General features: G+C 69.1%; 20 protein-coding genes. 11 read left to right on the top strand and 9 right to left on the bottom strand.

All coding sequences use genetic code 11. The features are described from left to right. The first annotated feature begins 3 nt into the window (after nt 1-3). Genes ACZ5RK_RS03595 through ACZ5RK_RS03575 form a run of 5 tightly spaced genes read left to right on the top strand, consistent with a single transcriptional unit; the run spans nt 4 to nt 4910 of the window. Entirely contained in the window at nt 4-291 is a 288-nt protein-coding gene (locus tag ACZ5RK_RS03595; protein ID WP_464909697.1) for a nucleotidyltransferase family protein, read from the top strand. Next, on the top strand, nt 288-620 hold the full coding sequence (locus tag ACZ5RK_RS03590; RefSeq protein WP_054647002.1) for a HepT-like ribonuclease domain-containing protein: 333 nt from the start codon (nt 288-290) through the stop codon (nt 618-620). Before ACZ5RK_RS03595 ends, ACZ5RK_RS03590 begins: the two co-directional genes overlap by 4 nt. After that, entirely contained in the window at nt 617-2329 is a 1713-nt protein-coding gene (locus ACZ5RK_RS03585) for an alpha-amylase family glycosyl hydrolase (protein WP_464909696.1), read from the top strand. Before ACZ5RK_RS03590 ends, ACZ5RK_RS03585 begins: the two co-directional genes overlap by 4 nt. A gap of 6 nt (nt 2330-2335) precedes the next feature. Continuing rightward, nucleotides 2336-2647 (top strand): hypothetical protein, encoded by a 312-nt coding sequence (locus tag ACZ5RK_RS03580; protein ID WP_054646994.1) that lies wholly within the window; start codon nt 2336-2338, stop codon nt 2645-2647. Between the two features lie 22 nt (nt 2648-2669). Continuing rightward, nucleotides 2670-4910 carry an endonuclease MutS2 gene (locus ACZ5RK_RS03575; RefSeq protein ID WP_464909695.1) on the top strand — a complete coding sequence of 747 codons (2241 nt, stop codon included), beginning with the start codon at nt 2670-2672 and terminating at the stop codon, nt 4908-4910. A gap of 2 nt (nt 4911-4912) precedes the next feature. On the opposite strand, the gene ACZ5RK_RS03570 is transcribed toward ACZ5RK_RS03575, so the two are convergent. Together ACZ5RK_RS03570 and ACZ5RK_RS03565 are read right to left on the bottom strand one after the other, a co-directional pair. Next, entirely contained in the window at nt 4913-5185 is a 273-nt protein-coding gene (locus ACZ5RK_RS03570) for a hypothetical protein (protein WP_054647460.1), read from the bottom strand. 21 nt (nt 5186-5206) lie between these two features. After that, entirely contained in the window at nt 5207-5647 is a 441-nt protein-coding gene (locus ACZ5RK_RS03565; RefSeq protein ID WP_464909694.1) for an acyl-CoA thioesterase, read from the bottom strand. Nucleotides 5648-5704: 57 nt separating this feature from the next. Here ACZ5RK_RS03565 and ACZ5RK_RS03560 point away from each other — a divergent pair, with 57 nt between their 5' ends. Together ACZ5RK_RS03560 and ACZ5RK_RS03555 are read left to right on the top strand one after the other, a co-directional pair. Further along, nucleotides 5705-7399, top strand: a complete 1695-nt coding sequence (locus tag ACZ5RK_RS03560; protein WP_054647459.1) for a M3 family oligoendopeptidase — start codon at nt 5705-5707, stop codon at nt 7397-7399. Nucleotides 7400-7426: 27 nt separating this feature from the next. Beyond that, entirely contained in the window at nt 7427-7879 is a 453-nt protein-coding gene (locus ACZ5RK_RS03555; protein ID WP_054647458.1) for an arsenate reductase ArsC, read from the top strand. Here ACZ5RK_RS03555 and ubiE read toward each other — a convergent pair. Further along, nucleotides 7876-8538: a bifunctional demethylmenaquinone methyltransferase/2-methoxy-6-polyprenyl-1,4-benzoquinol methylase UbiE gene (gene ubiE / locus ACZ5RK_RS03550; protein WP_464910050.1), complete on the bottom strand. Its 663-nt coding sequence runs from the start codon at nt 8536-8538 to the stop codon at nt 7876-7878. The genes ACZ5RK_RS03555 and ubiE overlap by 4 nt on opposite strands. A 91-nt stretch (nt 8539-8629) precedes the next feature. Here ubiE and ACZ5RK_RS03545 point away from each other — a divergent pair, with 91 nt between their 5' ends. Both ACZ5RK_RS03545 and ACZ5RK_RS03540 read left to right on the top strand, forming a co-directional pair. After that, entirely contained in the window at nt 8630-10438 is a 1809-nt protein-coding gene (locus ACZ5RK_RS03545; RefSeq protein WP_464909693.1) for an ABC transporter permease, read from the top strand. Continuing rightward, nucleotides 10438-11343, top strand: a complete 906-nt coding sequence (locus ACZ5RK_RS03540) for an ABC transporter permease (protein WP_464909692.1) — start codon at nt 10438-10440, stop codon at nt 11341-11343. Before ACZ5RK_RS03545 ends, ACZ5RK_RS03540 begins: the two co-directional genes overlap by 1 nt. Here ACZ5RK_RS03540 and ACZ5RK_RS03535 read toward each other — a convergent pair. From ACZ5RK_RS03535 to ACZ5RK_RS03515, 5 genes are read right to left on the bottom strand one after another with little or no spacing between them, the layout of a single operon-like run. Continuing rightward, nucleotides 11331-11588 (bottom strand): hypothetical protein, encoded by a 258-nt coding sequence (locus ACZ5RK_RS03535; RefSeq protein ID WP_054647782.1) that lies wholly within the window; start codon nt 11586-11588, stop codon nt 11331-11333. The genes ACZ5RK_RS03540 and ACZ5RK_RS03535 overlap by 13 nt on opposite strands. Further along, a complete protein-coding gene (locus ACZ5RK_RS03530) occupies nt 11585-11758 on the bottom strand; it encodes a hypothetical protein (RefSeq protein WP_464909691.1) in 174 nt (57 codons plus the stop codon). Before ACZ5RK_RS03530 ends, ACZ5RK_RS03535 begins: the two co-directional genes overlap by 4 nt. Next, on the bottom strand, nt 11755-12522 hold the full coding sequence (locus tag ACZ5RK_RS03525) for a PSP1 domain-containing protein (protein ID WP_464909690.1): 768 nt from the start codon (nt 12520-12522) through the stop codon (nt 11755-11757). Before ACZ5RK_RS03525 ends, ACZ5RK_RS03530 begins: the two co-directional genes overlap by 4 nt. Then, nucleotides 12519-13328, bottom strand: a complete 810-nt coding sequence (locus ACZ5RK_RS03520; RefSeq protein ID WP_464909689.1) for a DNA polymerase III subunit delta' — start codon at nt 13326-13328, stop codon at nt 12519-12521. The genes ACZ5RK_RS03525 and ACZ5RK_RS03520 overlap by 4 nt, the downstream gene beginning before the upstream one ends. Continuing rightward, nucleotides 13295-14017: a metallophosphoesterase family protein gene (locus ACZ5RK_RS03515; protein WP_464909688.1), complete on the bottom strand. Its 723-nt coding sequence runs from the start codon at nt 14015-14017 to the stop codon at nt 13295-13297. The genes ACZ5RK_RS03520 and ACZ5RK_RS03515 overlap by 34 nt, the downstream gene beginning before the upstream one ends. 23 nt (nt 14018-14040) lie before the next feature. Between ACZ5RK_RS03515 and ACZ5RK_RS03510 the strand changes: the two genes are divergently transcribed. Both ACZ5RK_RS03510 and ACZ5RK_RS03505 read left to right on the top strand, forming a co-directional pair. Next, on the top strand, nt 14041-14676 hold the full coding sequence (locus ACZ5RK_RS03510) for a hypothetical protein (RefSeq protein WP_464909687.1): 636 nt from the start codon (nt 14041-14043) through the stop codon (nt 14674-14676). 3 nt (nt 14677-14679) lie between these two features. Further along, nucleotides 14680-14880, top strand: coding sequence for a hypothetical protein (locus ACZ5RK_RS03505; protein WP_464909686.1), 201 nt, complete (start codon nt 14680-14682; stop codon nt 14878-14880). Between the two features lie 21 nt (nt 14881-14901). Here the strand turns inward: ACZ5RK_RS03505 and ACZ5RK_RS03500 are convergent, their stop codons facing one another. Then, entirely contained in the window at nt 14902-15321 is a 420-nt protein-coding gene (locus ACZ5RK_RS03500) for a hypothetical protein (RefSeq protein ID WP_464909685.1), read from the bottom strand. Nucleotides 15322-15389 lie beyond the last annotated feature (68 nt).

Below are 15389 nucleotides of genomic sequence, written 5' to 3'. Positions count from 1 at the left end.
GGCGTGGACCTGGGAACCCTCAAGAGCAAAAGGGAAGCTATCTTGAACCTCTGCGCCCGCCACGGGGCGGTGAGGGTGCGGGTCTTCGGGTCGGTGGCCCGGGGAGAGGCCCAGGAGGAAAGCGACCTGGACCTCCTGGTGCTCTTTGAGGAGGGTCGCACCCTCCTGGACCACGCCCGCCTAAAGTTGGCCCTGGAAGGGCTTTTGGGGGTGCCGGTAGACGTGGTGAGCGAGAGGGGCCTGGCTCCCAGGCTTCGGGAACAGGTCCTGCGGGAGGCCGTGCCCTTATGAGGGACCCCCGGGAGAGGCTTCGGGATATCCTGGAAGCCATCGCCCGTATTGAACGGTACGCCGTTCTGGGAAAGGCGCGCTTTTTAGAAGACGAGCTGGTTCAGGTCTGGGTGGTCCACCACCTAGAGCGCATTGGGGAGGCTGCGGCCAGGCTGGGGCGGGAGTTTCACGAGGCCCAACCGCACCTCCCATGGCGGGAAATGGTGGCCATGCGCAACCTCCTCGTCCACGAGTACTTCAGCGTGGACCTGGAAGAGGTATGGCAAACGGTAATTCGGGATCTGCCCCTCCTAAAGGCTCAGATACAAACCCTCTTGGAGAACCTATGACCTACCACGACCTCGAGCACCTCCACCCCCCCTTCCCCGCCCTGGGGGAGGAGGTGGAGATCCGCCTGGAAACCGAGGCCAAGGAGGGGCTTCTCCTCTTTGAGCGGGACGGGGAGCTCCACAAAAAACCCCTGAGGCCCTGGGAAAAGGGCCTCAGGGCGCGGATTCCCGTCCACGCAAGCCCCTTCCGCTACTGCTTCCGCCTCCCCCAAGGCTACTTGGGAAGCCACGGCCTGGAGAGAACCCTTCCCCGCTACGACCGCTTCTTCCACCTCCTCGCCAGGCCCCTCCCCCCGGAGTGGGCCCTGGGAAGGGTCTTCTACCAGATCTTCCCCGACCGCTTCCGCCAAGGGCGCCCGGAGCTCGCCCCCCAGGAGGGGGCCTGGCTTTACGGGGGAAAGCCCATCCGCAGGAAGGCCTGGCACGAGCCCCCCGGGGAGGACGGGGCGCGGGAGTTCTACGGGGGGGACCTTTGGGGGGTCCTCGAGGCCCTCCCCTACCTCGAGGCCCTGGGGGTGGAGGCCCTCTACCTCACCCCCATCTTCCAAAGCCCCTCCAGCCACCGTTACGACACGGAGGACTACAGCCGGGTGGACCCCCATCTGGGCGGGGAGGAGGCCCTGCGGGCGCTTTACCAGGCCCTCGAGGCCCGGGGCATGAAGCTCATCCTGGACGGGGTCTTCAACCACGTGGGAGCCACCCACCCCTGGTTCCAGAAGGCCCTGAAGGACCCCTCCTCCCCCGAAAGGGGCATGTTCACCTTCCACCCGGACGGCGCCTACGCCAGCTTCTTCGGGGTAGGGCACATGCCCAAGCTGGACTACGCCTCCGCGCTCACCCAGGAGCGCTTCGTCTTCGGGAAGGAGGCCCCCGTCCGCTACTGGATGCGCCTCGCTCATGGCTGGCGCCTGGACGTGGCCCACTCCCTCGGGGAGGGGGGGACGAACCGCAAAAACGCCCGCTGGCTTAGGGCCCTGGCCCGGGCGGCCAAGGAGGAAAGGGAGGACGCCCTGGTCCTCGGGGAGCTCTCCTACGACACCGTCCCCACCCTTAGGGCCCACACCCTGGACGGGGCCATGCACTATGCGGGCTTCGCCCATCCCGTGATGGAGTGGCTCTCAGGGCGGGACCTCTACGGGAACCCCGTGAAGCTGGAGGCCGAGGAGCTTTGGCGGGCCCTCCTGGACCACTACCAGGCCCTTCCCCTCCAGCTCCGCCACAGCATGTACACCCTCCTCTCCTCCCACGACATCCCCCGGGCCCTCTGGCGCCTTAAGGGGGACAAGGAGCGCTTCAAGACGGCCTACGCCCTCCTCTTCGCCTTCCCGGGAAGCCCCGCCATCTACTACGGGGACGAGGTGGGCCTCTCCCAGCCCAACCCCTACGGGGTCTGGCGGGGAGACCCCTACTGCCGCGCCCCCTTCCCCTGGGACGAGGCCCTCTGGGACCGGGACCTCCTCGCCTTCCTCCGGCGCCTGGTGCGCCTGAAGAAGACCCATCCCGTCCTCAGGCTTGGTGGGCTCCTCCCCCTAAAGGCCCCGGAAGGGGTCCTGGCCTTCCGGAGGAGGCTTGGGGGGAGGGAGGTCTGGGCCTTCTTCGCCAGGGAGGCGGCGCGCCTTTCCCTCCCCCTAGGGATAGACCTCCTAGGGGAAAGGGAGGTGGCGGGGGAGGTGGAGGCGCGGTACCTCCTTCTGGAGCCCCTAGAATGAAGGGGGATGCGCCTCAAGCGGTTTAAGGGGAAGGTGCGGCGGGTGGTGCGGAGGAAGGTTGAGGCCCCGGGGGAGGCCCTTGGCGCCGGGGTGCCGGGCTTCCGGGAGCGTCTCCTCGCCCTGGTGGTAGGGGCCCGGCGCCGCTGGGAGGCCCTGAGCCCCGAGGAAAGGGAAGGGCTCCTTTCCCAGGCCACAGCCCTCCTTTCCCTCCTCCCCCCGGGAAGGCTTGGCCGGTGGGGCCTTCTCCTCGCCAAGGGGGTTCAGCTCTGGGCGAGGAAGGAGGTCCGTTCCCTTTTCCACAAGCTCCTGAAGCCCTGAGCCCGGGGTATACTCTTCCCTTGTGCGGGACGTCCTCGAGGTCCTGGAGTTCCCAAGGGTGCGGGCCCTCCTAGCGGAGAGGACCAGGACCCCTCTGGGCCGGGAGCTCGCCCTGGCCCTCGCCCCCCTTCCCCGGGAGGAGGCAGAGAGGCGGCACGCCCTCACGGGGGAGGCCCAAAGCTACCCCTACGCCCTCCCCGAGGCGGGGGCCTTGCGGGAGGCCTACGGGAGGGCCCTTGCGGGGGCGAGGCTTTCCGGCCCCGAGCTCCTTAGGGCGGCCCGGGCCCTGGAGGAGGCCATGGCCCTCAAGGCGGAGCTCCTTCCCCTGAGAAACACCTTGAGCCAGGTGGCGGAGGGCATCGGGGACCACGGGGCCTTCCTGGAGCGGGTGAAAAGGGCCCTGGACGAGGAGGGGGCCGTGAAGGACGAGGCGAGCCCCAGGCTTCTCCAGATCCGGAAGGAGCTTCGGCCCTTGCGGGAAACCATCCTGGACCGCCTCTACGCCCTCATGGACCGGCATCGGGAGGCCTTCCAGGACCGCTTCGTCACCCTAAGGCGGGACCGGTACTGCGTCCCGGTGAGGGCGGGGATGGCCCAGAAGGTGCCGGGGATCCTCCTGGACGAGTCCGAGTCCGGGGCGACCCTCTTCATAGAGCCCCTCTCCGTGGTCAAGCTCAACAACCGCCTCCAGGCCCTAAGGCTCCAGGAGGAGGAGGAGGTGAACCGCATCCTGCGGGAGCTCTCCGAGAAGCTCGCCCGGGAGGAGGGGTTGCCGGAGACCCTGGAGGCCCTGGGCCTTTTGGACCTCATCCAGGCCCAGGCCGCCCTGGCCCGGGACCTCGGGCTTTCCCGCCCCCGCTTCGGGGAGCGGTACGAGCTCCACCGGGCCTTCCACCCCTTGATCCCCAACCCCGTGAAGAACTCCTTCGCCCTGGACGAAAAGACCCGGCTCATCCTCATCTCCGGGCCCAACATGGGGGGGAAGACCGCCCTCTTAAAGACCCTGGGCCTCGCCGTCCTCATGGCCCAGGCGGGCCTCTTCGTGGCGGCGGAGAGGGCCCTCCTCGCCTGGCCCGACCGGGTCTACGCCGACATCGGGGACGAACAGTCCCTCCAGGAGAACCTCTCCACCTTCGCGGGCCACCTCACCCGCCTCAAGGAGATGCTGGAGGAGGCCACAGAGGGGAGCCTCGTCCTCATTGACGAGCTGGGAAGCGGCACCGACCCCGAGGAGGGGGCGGCCCTCTCCCAGGCCCTCCTCGAGGCCCTCCTCGCCCGGGGGGTCAAGGGCATGGTCACCACCCACCTCTCCCCCCTGAAGGCCTTCGCCCAGGGAAGGGAGGGGATCTTGAACGCCTCCATGCGCTTTGACCTGGAAGCCCTGCGCCCCACCTACGAGCTCGTTTTGGGGGTGCCGGGGAGGAGCTACGCCCTGGCCATCGCCAGGAGGCTTTCCCTCCCCGAGGAGGTCCTCAAGCGGGCCGAGGCTCTTCTGCCGGAAGGGGGGAGGCTCGAGGCCCTTTTGGAGCGCCTGGAGGCCGAGCGCTTGGGACTTCAGGCAGAGCGGGAAAGGCTTTCCCGGGAACTCGCCGAGGCGGAACGCCTAAGGAGGGCCCTGGCCGAGCGGGAGGCCCGCTTTGCGGAGGAACGGGCGGAAAGGCTAAGGGCCCTGGAGGAGGAGGTGCGGGCCGAACTCCTCAGGGTGGAGGCCGAGCTCAAGGCCCTGAAGGAAAAAGCCCGGACCGAGGGCAAGCGGAACGCCCTGAGGGAGCTCATGGCCCTAAAGGAGCGGTACGCCCCCAAAACCCCTCCCCCACCCCCGCCCCCTGGGCTTTCCCCGGGGCAGATGGTGGAGGTGGCCTCCCTGGGCAAAAGGGGCCGCCTTTTGGAGCTCAGGGGGGAGGAGGCCTTGGTGCAGGTGGGGCCTCTGAAGATGAGCCTGAAGGCCAAGGAGCTCAGGCCCCTTCCCCAGGAGACCCCGCCCAGACCCCTCCTCGCCAAGCCCGGCCGGGAGGTGAAGGAGGTGGACCTTCGGGGCCTCACGGTGGAGGAGGCCCTTCTGGAGGTGGACCGGGCCCTGGAGGAGGCCCGCGCCTTGGGCCTCCCCACCCTCCGCCTCCTCCACGGCAAGGGCACAGGGGCCTTAAGGCAGGCCATCCGGGAGGCCCTCCGCCGGGACAAGCGGGTGGAGGGCTTCGCCGACGCCCCGCCCCACGAGGGAGGGCACGGGGTCACGGTGGTCCTTCTCCGGGGCTCGTCCTGAGGCTAGCGCCAAAGGGAGAGAACCCCAAGCGCCACCGCGATGGCCGTGAAGTAGAGCATGGCCTTGTTGAAGGCGGTGTTGATCTCGGCCTTTACCTCCTGGCGCAGCGCGGCGATCTCCCCCTTCACCTCCTGCCGAAGGCCAGCGATCTCCCCCTTCACCTCCTGGCGGAGGAGGTCCATCCTGGCCTCCAGGGCGGATACCCGGTCGGGGAGGACGGCCATGACCCCCTCCACAATGCCCTCCAGCTTGTAGAGGCGTTCCTCTGTGGTCATCCGGCTTTTAGGATAGCAGAATCATGGCCCTCCCGTCTCGCTCCTGGAAGAAAGCGCAGAAAGAGGCCTCCCCTCCACCTCGGCGATGCGCGCCCGCACCCCTTGGGGGATGGGGGCCGGCCTACCCCCTTCCAGCCAGACCAGGACGCCCAGGCCCTTGGCGGCCGGTTCCCCGTTGGCGGTGATGAGGTGCTCCATCCGCAGGCTGGAGCGGCCGATCCCCAGGGTGCGCACCCCCACAAAGACCTCGTCCCCCAGGAGGATGGGCCTGAGGTAGTCCACCTCCATCCGGGCCACCACGAAGTGGCCCTCCTCCAGCCAATCCGGGGAGATCCGCTGGAAGTAGCGGATGCGGGCCAGCTCCATGTAGGAAAGGTGGACCGCGTTGTTCACGTGCCCCAGGGGATCCAGGTCCCGGAAACGGACCTCCACACGCACCTTGACGGGAAACTCCTCCGGCATAGGCCCTCAGTTTACGCTTTCCAAGGGGTGACCCGCGGGTCAGGTATAGTGGGGCCTATGGAAACCACCTGGGACCTCACCCCCCTCTTCCCCGGTCTGGAAAGCCCCGAGTTCCAGCGGGCCTGGGAGGGCCTGAAGGGGAGGATCGGCGGGCTCAAGGAGCTTTTGGAGCGGGAAGCCCCCCTCCCCGAGGTCCTCTCCGCCCTAGACGCCCTCCTGGAGGAGGCCACCCCCCTTCGGGCCTACCTCTACGCCCGCTTCACCGCAGACACCCAGGACGAGGCCGCCTCGGCCAAGCTCTCCGAGCTGGAGATCCTCTTCCTGGACTTCCAGCGCCTTAAGCCCCGCCTCACCCGCTACCTGGCCCTAAAGGACCCCGAGGAGGCGGGGCCCTACCGTCTCCTGGTGGAGGAGGCCAAGGAGGAGGCCCTCCACATGATGGCCGAGGGGGAGGAGGTTTTGGCGGCGGAGCTTTCCCTCTCGGGCAGGCGGGCCTGGGACAAGCTCCACGAAAGCCTCACCAGCCAGATCACCGCCTCCGTGGACGGGGAGGAGATGCCCATGGCCAAGGTGCGGAACCTCTACTTCCACCCCGAGGAGGCGGTGCGGAGAAAGGCCTACGAGGCCGAGCTCAAGGCCTGGGAGGCCCACGAGGTGCCCCTGGCCTTCGCCCTAAACGGGGTCAAGGGGGAGGCCTCGGTCCTAAACCGCAGGCGGGGGTACCGGGACGACCTCGAGCCCACCCTCTTCCGGAACCGCATCACCCGGAAGGCCCTCCACGCCATGCTGGAGGCGGTGAGGGAAAGCCTCCCCCTCTTCCGCCGCTACTACCTCCTCAAGGCCAGGGCCCTGGGGAAGGAGCGCCTGGACTGGTGGGACCTCTTCGCCCCCCTGGGCCGGGGGAGGCGCTGGACCCTGGAGGAGGCCCGGGACTTCGTCCCGGAAAAGCTCTCCGCCCTGGTCCCGAGGGCCGCGCAGGTGGCCGAGGAGGCCTTCCGCGAGCGCTGGATGGACCTCCTGCCCCGGAAGGGCAAGGTGGGCGGGGCCTACTGCATGCCGAGGGGTGGGGGGAAAAGCCTCATCCTCGCCAACTACGAGGAGAGCTTTGAGTCGGTGTCCACCCTGGCCCACGAGCTGGGCCACGCCTACCACAACCTGGCCCTGGCCCGGGTCCCGGCCTCCCTGAGGAAGGTGCCCATGACCCTGGCGGAGACGGCCAGCATCATGAACGAGACCCTGGTGGTGGAGGCGGCCCTGAAGGAGGCCTCCCCCGAGGAGGGCCTCCTCATCCTGGACACCTACCTCCAGGGGGCGGCCCAGGTGGTGGTGGATATCCATAGCCGCTTCCTCTTTGAGTCCTGGGTGTTTGCGCGGCGGAAGGCCCGGGAGCTTTCCCCAAGGGAGTTCAAGGAGCTCATGGTCAAGGCCCAGGAGGAGGCCTACGGGGAGGCCTTGAGCACCCGCCACCCCTACATGTGGGCGGTGAAGGGGCACTACTACGGGGCCGACTTCTACAACTATCCCTACACCTTCGGCCTCCTCTTCGGGCTTTCCGTCTACCAGAAGGCCAAAGAGGACCCCGCCTTCGCCGAGCGGTACGAGGACCTTTTGGCCGAGTCCGGCATGTACCCCGCCAAGGAGCTCGCCCTGCGCTTCGGCTTTGACCTGGAAAGCCCGGACTTCTGGCGCAAAGGCCTTGCGGTCCTGGCCGGAAAGGTGGAGGAGCTGGAGGGGCGCCTGACCAAAAGCTGAAAAAGGGGCCCTAGGCTCTTAGGGAAGATGCGCCTCCTCGTCCTCTGCACCCACAACTCGGCCCGCAGCCAGATGGCCGAGGCCTGGCTCCGGCACTGGGCGGGGGAGCTCGGGGTGGCCCTCGAGGTCCACTCCGCAGGCACGGAAAAGACCCGGGTGAAGGAGGAGGCCAAGGCGGTGATGGCCGAGGTGGGGCTGGACCTCTCGGGGCACTTTTCCAAAACCCTCTTTGAGGTCCCCGACCCCTGGAGCTTTGACCTGGTTCTCACCGTGTGCGACCAGGCCAAGGAGGCCTGCCCCGCCTACCCCGCAAAGACGGAGAAGCGCCACGTCTCCTTCCCCGACCCCTCGGGCGGGCCCCCGGAGGCGTGGCGCCGGGTGCGGGACGCCCTGGGGAGGATGAGCCGCTTTCTGGTGGAAGCCCTCAAGGAGGGGAGAATCCCCTCCGACGAGGAGCTAGAGGAGGCGGCGGGGCTTTAGGGCTTGTCCCCCACGTGGATGGCCGCCACCCCGAAGGTGAGGAGCTCGTAGCGCACGGAAAACCCCGCCTCCTCCATCATCGCCTTCAGGGCCTCGGGGGCGGGGAAGGCGTAGACGCTTTCCGGCAGGTAGCGGTAGGCCCCAAAACTCCCCGAGATCACCCCCCCTAGGAAGGGGAGGACCCGCCCGAAGTAGACCCGGTACACCAGGCCGAAGGCGCCCCTGGGGGGCGGGGGGAATTCCAGGACCACCAGCCTCCCCCCGGGGGCCAGGACCCGGAAAAGCTCGGAAAGGGCCTTCCGGTAATCGGCGAAGTTCCGGAAACCGAAGGCAACGGTCACGGCGTCAAAGCTTCCCTCCGGGAAAGGGAGGGAAAGGGCGTCCGCCTCCTGGAAAAGGACCTCGAGGCCCCGGGCCTGGGCCTTCCTGCGGGCGATTTCCAGCATGGGCGGGGCGAAGTCCGCCCCCACCACCTCCGCCCCCTTAGCCCGGGCCTTGAGCATGAGGGCCAGGTCCCCGGTGCCCGTGGCCAGGTCCAGGATGCGCCTTGGGGCCTTCTCCAGGGCCAAGGCCACCGCCCGCCTGCGCCAGGAGAGGTCCGCCCCGAAGGAGAGGAGGCGGTTTAAGAGGTCGTAGCGGGGGGCGATCTCCGAGAACATGCGCCGCACCCTTTTGGCCTTCTCCTCGGGGGAAACCGCCACGAGGGAAGTCTAGCACGAAGGGCCACCCCCTTGGGGTAAAATCCTCGGCGTGTTGACGGACCGCATGCGACTGGGGCTTCTGGCCCTTTTGGGAGGGGGCCTCACCCTCCTCCTCTGGTACCTGGCCCCCTGGGCCGTGCCCCACCGGACCTTCGGCGGCGAGGGGGTCCTCCTAAGCCCCTTCGGCCACCACCTGCCCCAGGGAAGCCTGCCCCAGGGCTACCAGGACGCCTGGCTCTACCCCGTCTCCTACCTCTCCTTGGCCTGGCTTTCCTTAAGCCTTCTCCTCCCCTGGACCCGGGCGGGCGTCCGGGGGCTCTCCTGGGCCGGGGCTTTGGGCCTCGGGCTTTTCCTCCTCACCTACTTCCTCTTCCAGGGGAGCGTGGCCCAGGTGAACGCCGGGGCGGAAAGGCCCCTTTTGCGCCGCTACAGCCTTGGCCTCGGAAGCTACGCCACCTTGGCCTACGGCCTCTACCTCCTCCTCCTGGCCCGGGTCTACTCCCCGGGGGGGCTCGCCTTTCTGGTGCGCAGGCGGGGGGTGGTGGTGCCGGTCTTCTCCCTCCTCCTCGCCTCCCTCCTGGGGGGGGTCATCGTGGCCCTCCTCAAGGAGAACCTGGGGGAGGCCCAGAACCTCCGGGAAGGCCTCATGCTCAAGCTGGACCTCATCACCTACACCTACCAGCTCCTCTATAGCCCCCTGGTGAACCCCTCCGGGCTCCTGCAAAGCCTCCTCCTGGCCACCCCCCTCATCTTCACCGGGCTTTCCGTGGCCTTAGGCTTCAGGGGCGGCCTCTTCAACATCGGGGCCCCGGGGCAGCTCATCCTGGGGGCCATCGCCGCCATGCTGGTGGGGGTCTACGTGGAGGGCCCCAGGTGGCTCGTCCTGCCCCTGGCCATCCTGGCCGCCGCCCTGGCCGGGGGGCTTTGGGGGGCGGTCCCGGGCTGGCTCAAGGCCCGCTTCGGGGCCCACGAGGTCATCAACACCATCATGTTCAACTACATCGCCGCAAGCCTCTTTCTCTTCCTCATCTCCGCCAACGAGTACAAGTTCTTCGGGAAGACCCTGTACCTCCCCTTCAAGTACCCGGGGTACGAGGCCAGGAGCTACGAGATTCGGCCCGAGGCCCGCATCCCCCACTGGACCGAACTCCTGGCCCCCGGGGGGGAGCTTTCCCTCGCCCTTCCCCTGGCCCTTCTCCTGGGCCTTTTGGGCTACTTCCTGGTGCGGAAGAGCCTGGGCCACCGGGTCCTGGCCGCCCTTTTCCTCGGGTTCCTGGGCTACGGGGTGGGGGGGCTTCTCCCGGGGCCGCACGTGGCCTTCGGGCCCGACCTCACCTCGGTGCGCCTGAACGGGGCCTTCCTCCTCGCCCTTCTCGCCCTCCTCCTCTTCCACCTCTACGTCTTCCGCCACGTGGGGGGGTACGAGCTCCGCGCCCTGGGCCTCGCCCCTAAGGCGGCGGAGTACGGGGGGGTGAACCCGGGGAGAAAGGTGGTCTGGATCATGTTCCTGGCGGGGGCCCTGGCGGGCCTGGCCGCCACCCACTACGTCCTGGGCGGGGGGATTGACGAGTACCGGCTGAAGCAGTCCCTCCCCTACTCCGTGGGCTTTGACGGCATCGCCGTGGCCCTCATGGGCCAGAACACCCCCCTTGGGGTGGGGCTCGCCGCCTGGCTTTTCGGCATCCTCCTCACCGGGGGGCTTCAGGTGAACCTGCAACTGGGCATCAGCCGGGAGCTGGTGGCGGTATTGCAGGCCCTCATCGTCCTCTTCATCGCCGCCGGGGGCTTCCTCCCCCGCTACTTCACCGATCCCTTGCGGGCCGCCGAGGTGGAGCTTCGGGAAGAGGGGGTGCGCTGATGGACACGGCCTTCCTGATCGCCCTTTTCTTCTCCACCCTGCGCCAGACCACGCCCCTGCTCCTCACCGCTTTGGGGGGGATGTTCTCGGAGAGGAGCGGGGTGGTGAACATCGCCCTGGAGGGCATTATCCTCTTTGGGGCTCTCACGGCCGCGGTGGTGGTGGAGCGCTTGGAGGCCGCCCTGGGCCCCGGGCCCCACCCCTGGCTCCCCTGGGTGGGGGTGGTGAGCGCCATGGGGGTGGGGGGGCTGGTGGCCTTCGTGCACGCCCTGGTCTCCATAAAGTACCGGGCGGACCAGATCATCAGCGCCACCGCCCTCAACCTCCTGGCCCTGGGGGCCCCAAGCCTGGTCCTCACCTACTTCTACGGCAACGCCACCAGCTCCAAGGAGGTGGAGAACCGCCTCCCCCTCCTCCTGGGCCTCTCCCCCCTGGTCTACCTGGCCTTCCTCCTGGTGCCCCTGGCCTGGTGGGTCCTCTTCAAGACCCCCTTCGGCCTGAGGCTTAGGGCCGTGGGGGAGCACCCCGAGGCCGCGGACACCTTAGGGGTGAACGTCTACCGCCTGCGCTACACCGGGGTCATCCTCTCGGGCATCCTGGCGGGCCTGGCTGGGGCCTACCTCTCCATCGGCTTCCTGAACCAGTTCGTGCGGGGTATGTCGGCGGGGATGGGCTTCATCGCCCTGGCGGCCATGATCTTCGGCAAGTGGCATCCCGTGGGGATCCTCTTCTCCACCCTCCTTTTCGGCTTCGCCTCGGCCCTCGCCATCCAGCTTCAGGGGAGCGAGATCCTGCCCGCCGTCCTGGTCCAGGCCTTCCCCTACGTGGTCACGGTGCTGGTCCTGGCGGGGTTCATCGGCCGAAGCCGCCCTCCGGCCGCCGTGGGCAAGCCCTACGAGAAGTAGGCCCGAAGCCGCCCCAGGCGGTGGGAAAGCCTAAGGCGGCTTCCGTCCCGGAAGCGAAGCTCCACCCCATCCCTCCCCAGGGCGAAGGCCCAGAGGCGCTCCGCCCCCACGCCCTGGGCGAAGCGGGCGTGAGGGTCGGCCCGGAGGTAGAGGAAGCCTTCCTCCAGCCAGACCTGGGCCTCGGTCCCCTGCCGGTTGAGGACCAGGCGGCGCACCCTTCGGGCCCAAACCTCGGCCTCGCTCACGGCGTGATACCCTTCCTCCTTAGGGAGACCCCAAAGAGGGGGGGATCGGCGGAGAGGCTCGTGTTCCACACCGCCGGGCAGAAGTTCACCCTCTCCCCCACCACGGCGGGGACGCCGGGGTAGGAGGGGTAGAAGGCGGGGAGGGGGCCTCGGGCCAGGTAGGACCTCACGCAAGCTCCTCCTTGGCCACCTCCAGGGTCTTCCCGTCCTCCAGGTGGAGCTCCACCGTCCCCTTCAGGGGGTGGACCTTCTGCACCTTGCCGCAAAGGCCCGCCTTGGTGCAGACCCGGGCGTTCACCCGGGGAAGCCCGGCCAGGAGCTCCTGGTACACGGGGTGCTCGTAGGTGAGGCAGCAGAGGAGCCTGCCGCAGGGCCCCGAGATCTTCTCGGGGTTTAAGGGAAGCTGCTGGTCCCGGGCCAGCTTGATGGAGACCTGGGCGAAGCCCTGAAGCCAGGTGGAGCAACAGGACTCCATGCCGCAGGCCCCCAGGGTCCCCAGGTACTGGGCCTCCTCCCTAGGGCCCTCGGCCAGGAACTCCACCCGCGCCCCGTAGCGCTCCCCTAGCTCCCGGCTGAAGCGCCTGAGGTTCACCCGTTCCAGGGCGGCGTAGTGCACCGTGAGGTGGCCCCCGTCCAGGGTGAAGTCGCACCCCAGGACCTTGGCCGCCACCCCCTCCTCCTTCAGGCGGGCCCGCAGGTAGTGGAGGACCTCCTCCGCCCGGGCCCGAAGCCGCGCCGCCTTGTCCAGGTCCTCCTTGCTGGCCAGGCGCACCACCTCCCCTTCCTCCCTGGCCTTCCCGGGGGGGGTGCGCACCCTGCCCACCTCGAGGCCCCTCCTGCCCCGCACCACCACGTAGGCCTCCAGGGGCGGGGGCTCCCCCTGGAAGCGGAAGTACCGGAGGACGGGGGTGCGGAAGCGGACGCCTACCGTCATGACTCTAAGTCTAAGGCCAGGCGGGCCAGGACCAACTCGGGGTTCACGTACCCCTCCAAGGCCTCCCGGGCCCTTTCCAGGGCCAGGAGGGCCTGGGGACGGTGGCCGAGAAGGGCGCGGAGCAGGTGGAAGCCCTCCTCCTCCGCCAGGACCTCCTTGAGGAGGGCCAGACGGGAAAGGAGGGGGCTTTCCAGGAGCCTCCTGGCCTTCTCCAGGCGCTCCCGGAAGGCCTGGCCCTCGGCGAGGGCCCGGAGGAGGCGGCCCGGGGCCCCGGCGGCGTAGGCCAAGAGGTGGGGGTCTTCCGTGAGGGCCCTGAGGCGCTCCTCCGGCACCGGGCCGAAGGCCACCTCCAGGGCGCGGCTGGCCAGGGTGGGGAGGAGGGTGGTGCGGCTCGGGGCGATGAGGATGAGGCGGGCGTAGGAAGGGGGCTCCTCCAGAAGCTTGAGGAGGGCGTTGGCCGCGGCCTCCGTGAGGAGGTGGGCCGAGTCCAGGACGGCCACCTTCACCCGCTCCCGGGGGTGGCTGGAAAGCCAGTCCCAAAGGGGCTCCACCTCCTCCAGGCGCACCTCCTTCCGCCCCTTGAGCCCGGTCTCCTGGGGGCCGATCTCCCAGAGGTCCGGGTGGGCCTCCAAAAGAGGCGGGGGGAAGCCCCGGTTGAGGCCCAGGGCGTACCAGCGGGCCACGAGGCGCCTCCCCACCCCTTCCGGGCCGGAGAAGAGGAGGGTGGAGGCCTCTAGCCTGGGCAGAAGCTCCAGGACCCCCTCGTGGCCGATTATTCCCCCTGGGTAAGGCGGGTATAGAGCCATAGGGGAAAACCCTCCTCCGCCAACCGCCCGGCCACCTCCTCCAGAGGGTAGGCCACCCGGAAAAACTCCAACCGATCCCCCTCCCAGAGGGCGAAGGCCGCCCCGGGCACCCCGTCCCGGGGCTGGCCCACCGAGCCCGGGTTCACCAGGGCCCGCACCGTGGGAGGAAGCCTCACCTCCCCCCCCTGGGCGAAGGCCTGGTAGCGCACCCAGGGCCTGGGCCCCGCAAGCTCCAAAAAGGCCCCCGCCAGGTGGGTGTGGCCGTGGAAGACCAGGCGGTGGGGGCTGCAGCCGAAGGCCTCCCGGGCCAAGGAGAGGCCGTCCAGGTACTCCAGGGGGTCGCAGGGGCTTCCATGGACCAGAAGGGCCCCCTCCACCTCCTTCTGCCAGGGCCAGGAGGCCAGGAAGTCCAGCTGCCTGGGGGATAGCCTCTCCCGTTGCCAGGCCAGGATCTGCATCACCGCCCCCTCCAGGGGCAGCCGGTCCAGGGCCAGGAGCCAGGCGTCGTGATTGCCCAAGACGCACTCCGCCCCCACCTCCAAAAGCCAGTCCAGCACCCGGTCCCCGTCAGGGTAGTAGCCCACGGCGTCCCCCAGGAAGAGCACCCGGTCAAAGGCCGGGGCCTCCTTCAGGACGGCCTGCAGGGCAGGCCAGTTCCCGTGGATGTCCGAGAGGACCAGGTAGCGCACGGGGCTTAGGATACCATGGGGGTATGGTTTCGGCCCTGCTGGAAAGGCTCTCCCTGGACCTCGAGGTCCTCTCGGAGCACCTCCGGGCAGGACTGGACGAGTTCGGCACCCTCCTCGCCTACCTGGAGGGGGGCCCGGGCGGGGGGACGGTCCTCCTCCACGCCCCCTACACCGAGGCCCTCCCCGTGCTCCAGGCCCTGAACGGCCTCGCCTTCCGGGGGCGCCTCCTCTTGGCCCTGGACCCTTCCCCCCTTTCCCCCACCCTGGAAGGCCTCCCCCTCACCGGCCCCACCCGCACCCCCCTGGAACACCTCCTCAAGGCCCAGAGGCCCCACCGCCTCCTCCTGGCCTTCCCCGGGGAGGGGCTTGGGGTCTCCTTCCCCGGGGTCAAGGAGACGGAGGAGGGATGGCGGCCCCTGGAGGCGGAGGGAGATCCCCTGGCCCTCACCGTGCGGGCCCCCACCGGCCTCACCTACCGGGAGGTGCGGGCCTACGCTCCCTGGGAGAGCCCGCCCCTGCCCCTCTCCCTCCCCCAAGGGGAGGGCCCCTACCTGGGAGGCGTGGGCTGGGCCCTGGGGGTTCCCACCTACGGGGTGGGGCTGGTAAACTTGAGGGCAAGCCTGGAGGCGGTGCTCGGCCTCGGGTGGCGTGGGAGGTGAACCATGGTATATATCGCCCTCTTTGCCCTAGGAGCGGCCCTCGTGACCCTGCTCTTCTACCTGATCCTCAACCCCCGGGTCCTCACCACCGAGGGGGAGACCTTTGACCTGCGCTTCATCCTCTTCATGCTGATCCTCATCGTCCTGGCCGCCTCCACCGTGGCCTTCATGCTGGTCCTGGGAAGGATGTACCACCTGCTCTGAGCCCTTCCCGGGGAAAAGAGCCTAAAAGGGCTTGACCAGGGGTTCTGGGGCTTTCTGGCCCCGGAGGTAGTCCAGGTCCTTTTGCAGGAAGTCCTGGGTGGCCTCGAGGACCGGCAGGAACTCCCGGGGGAACTCCCCCTTAAGGTGAGCCATGCACCGTAAGAGCCCCTCCACCACCTCCCGCTCCTGCTCCCGCCGCCTTCTACCCCCCCTCAGGGCGCTCCAGGCCAGGCGCTCCAGCCGCCGCACCAGGCAGACCCGGGGCTCCCCCCCTACCCCCTGGCAGGGCAGGCCCTCGGCCCCCGAGCAGGTGGCGTAGGCCTTCTCGTAAAGGGGGGCGAGCTCCGGGTGGCCCAGAAGGGCCATGCCCAGGGGCCCGGCGTGCCCCGCGGCCAGGCGCAGGTACTGGGCGTGGCGGGCGCGGCGGACCTCCACCTCCATGCCCCGAGGATACCCCTTCCCCGACGGGACAAATGCCCCCTCGCCCAAGCCGGGCCTCCATGGGGCCG

It is taken from the genome of Thermus kawarayensis JCM 12314 (assembly GCF_055393575.1).
This window is presented reverse-complemented; position numbering and strand designations above follow the sequence as displayed.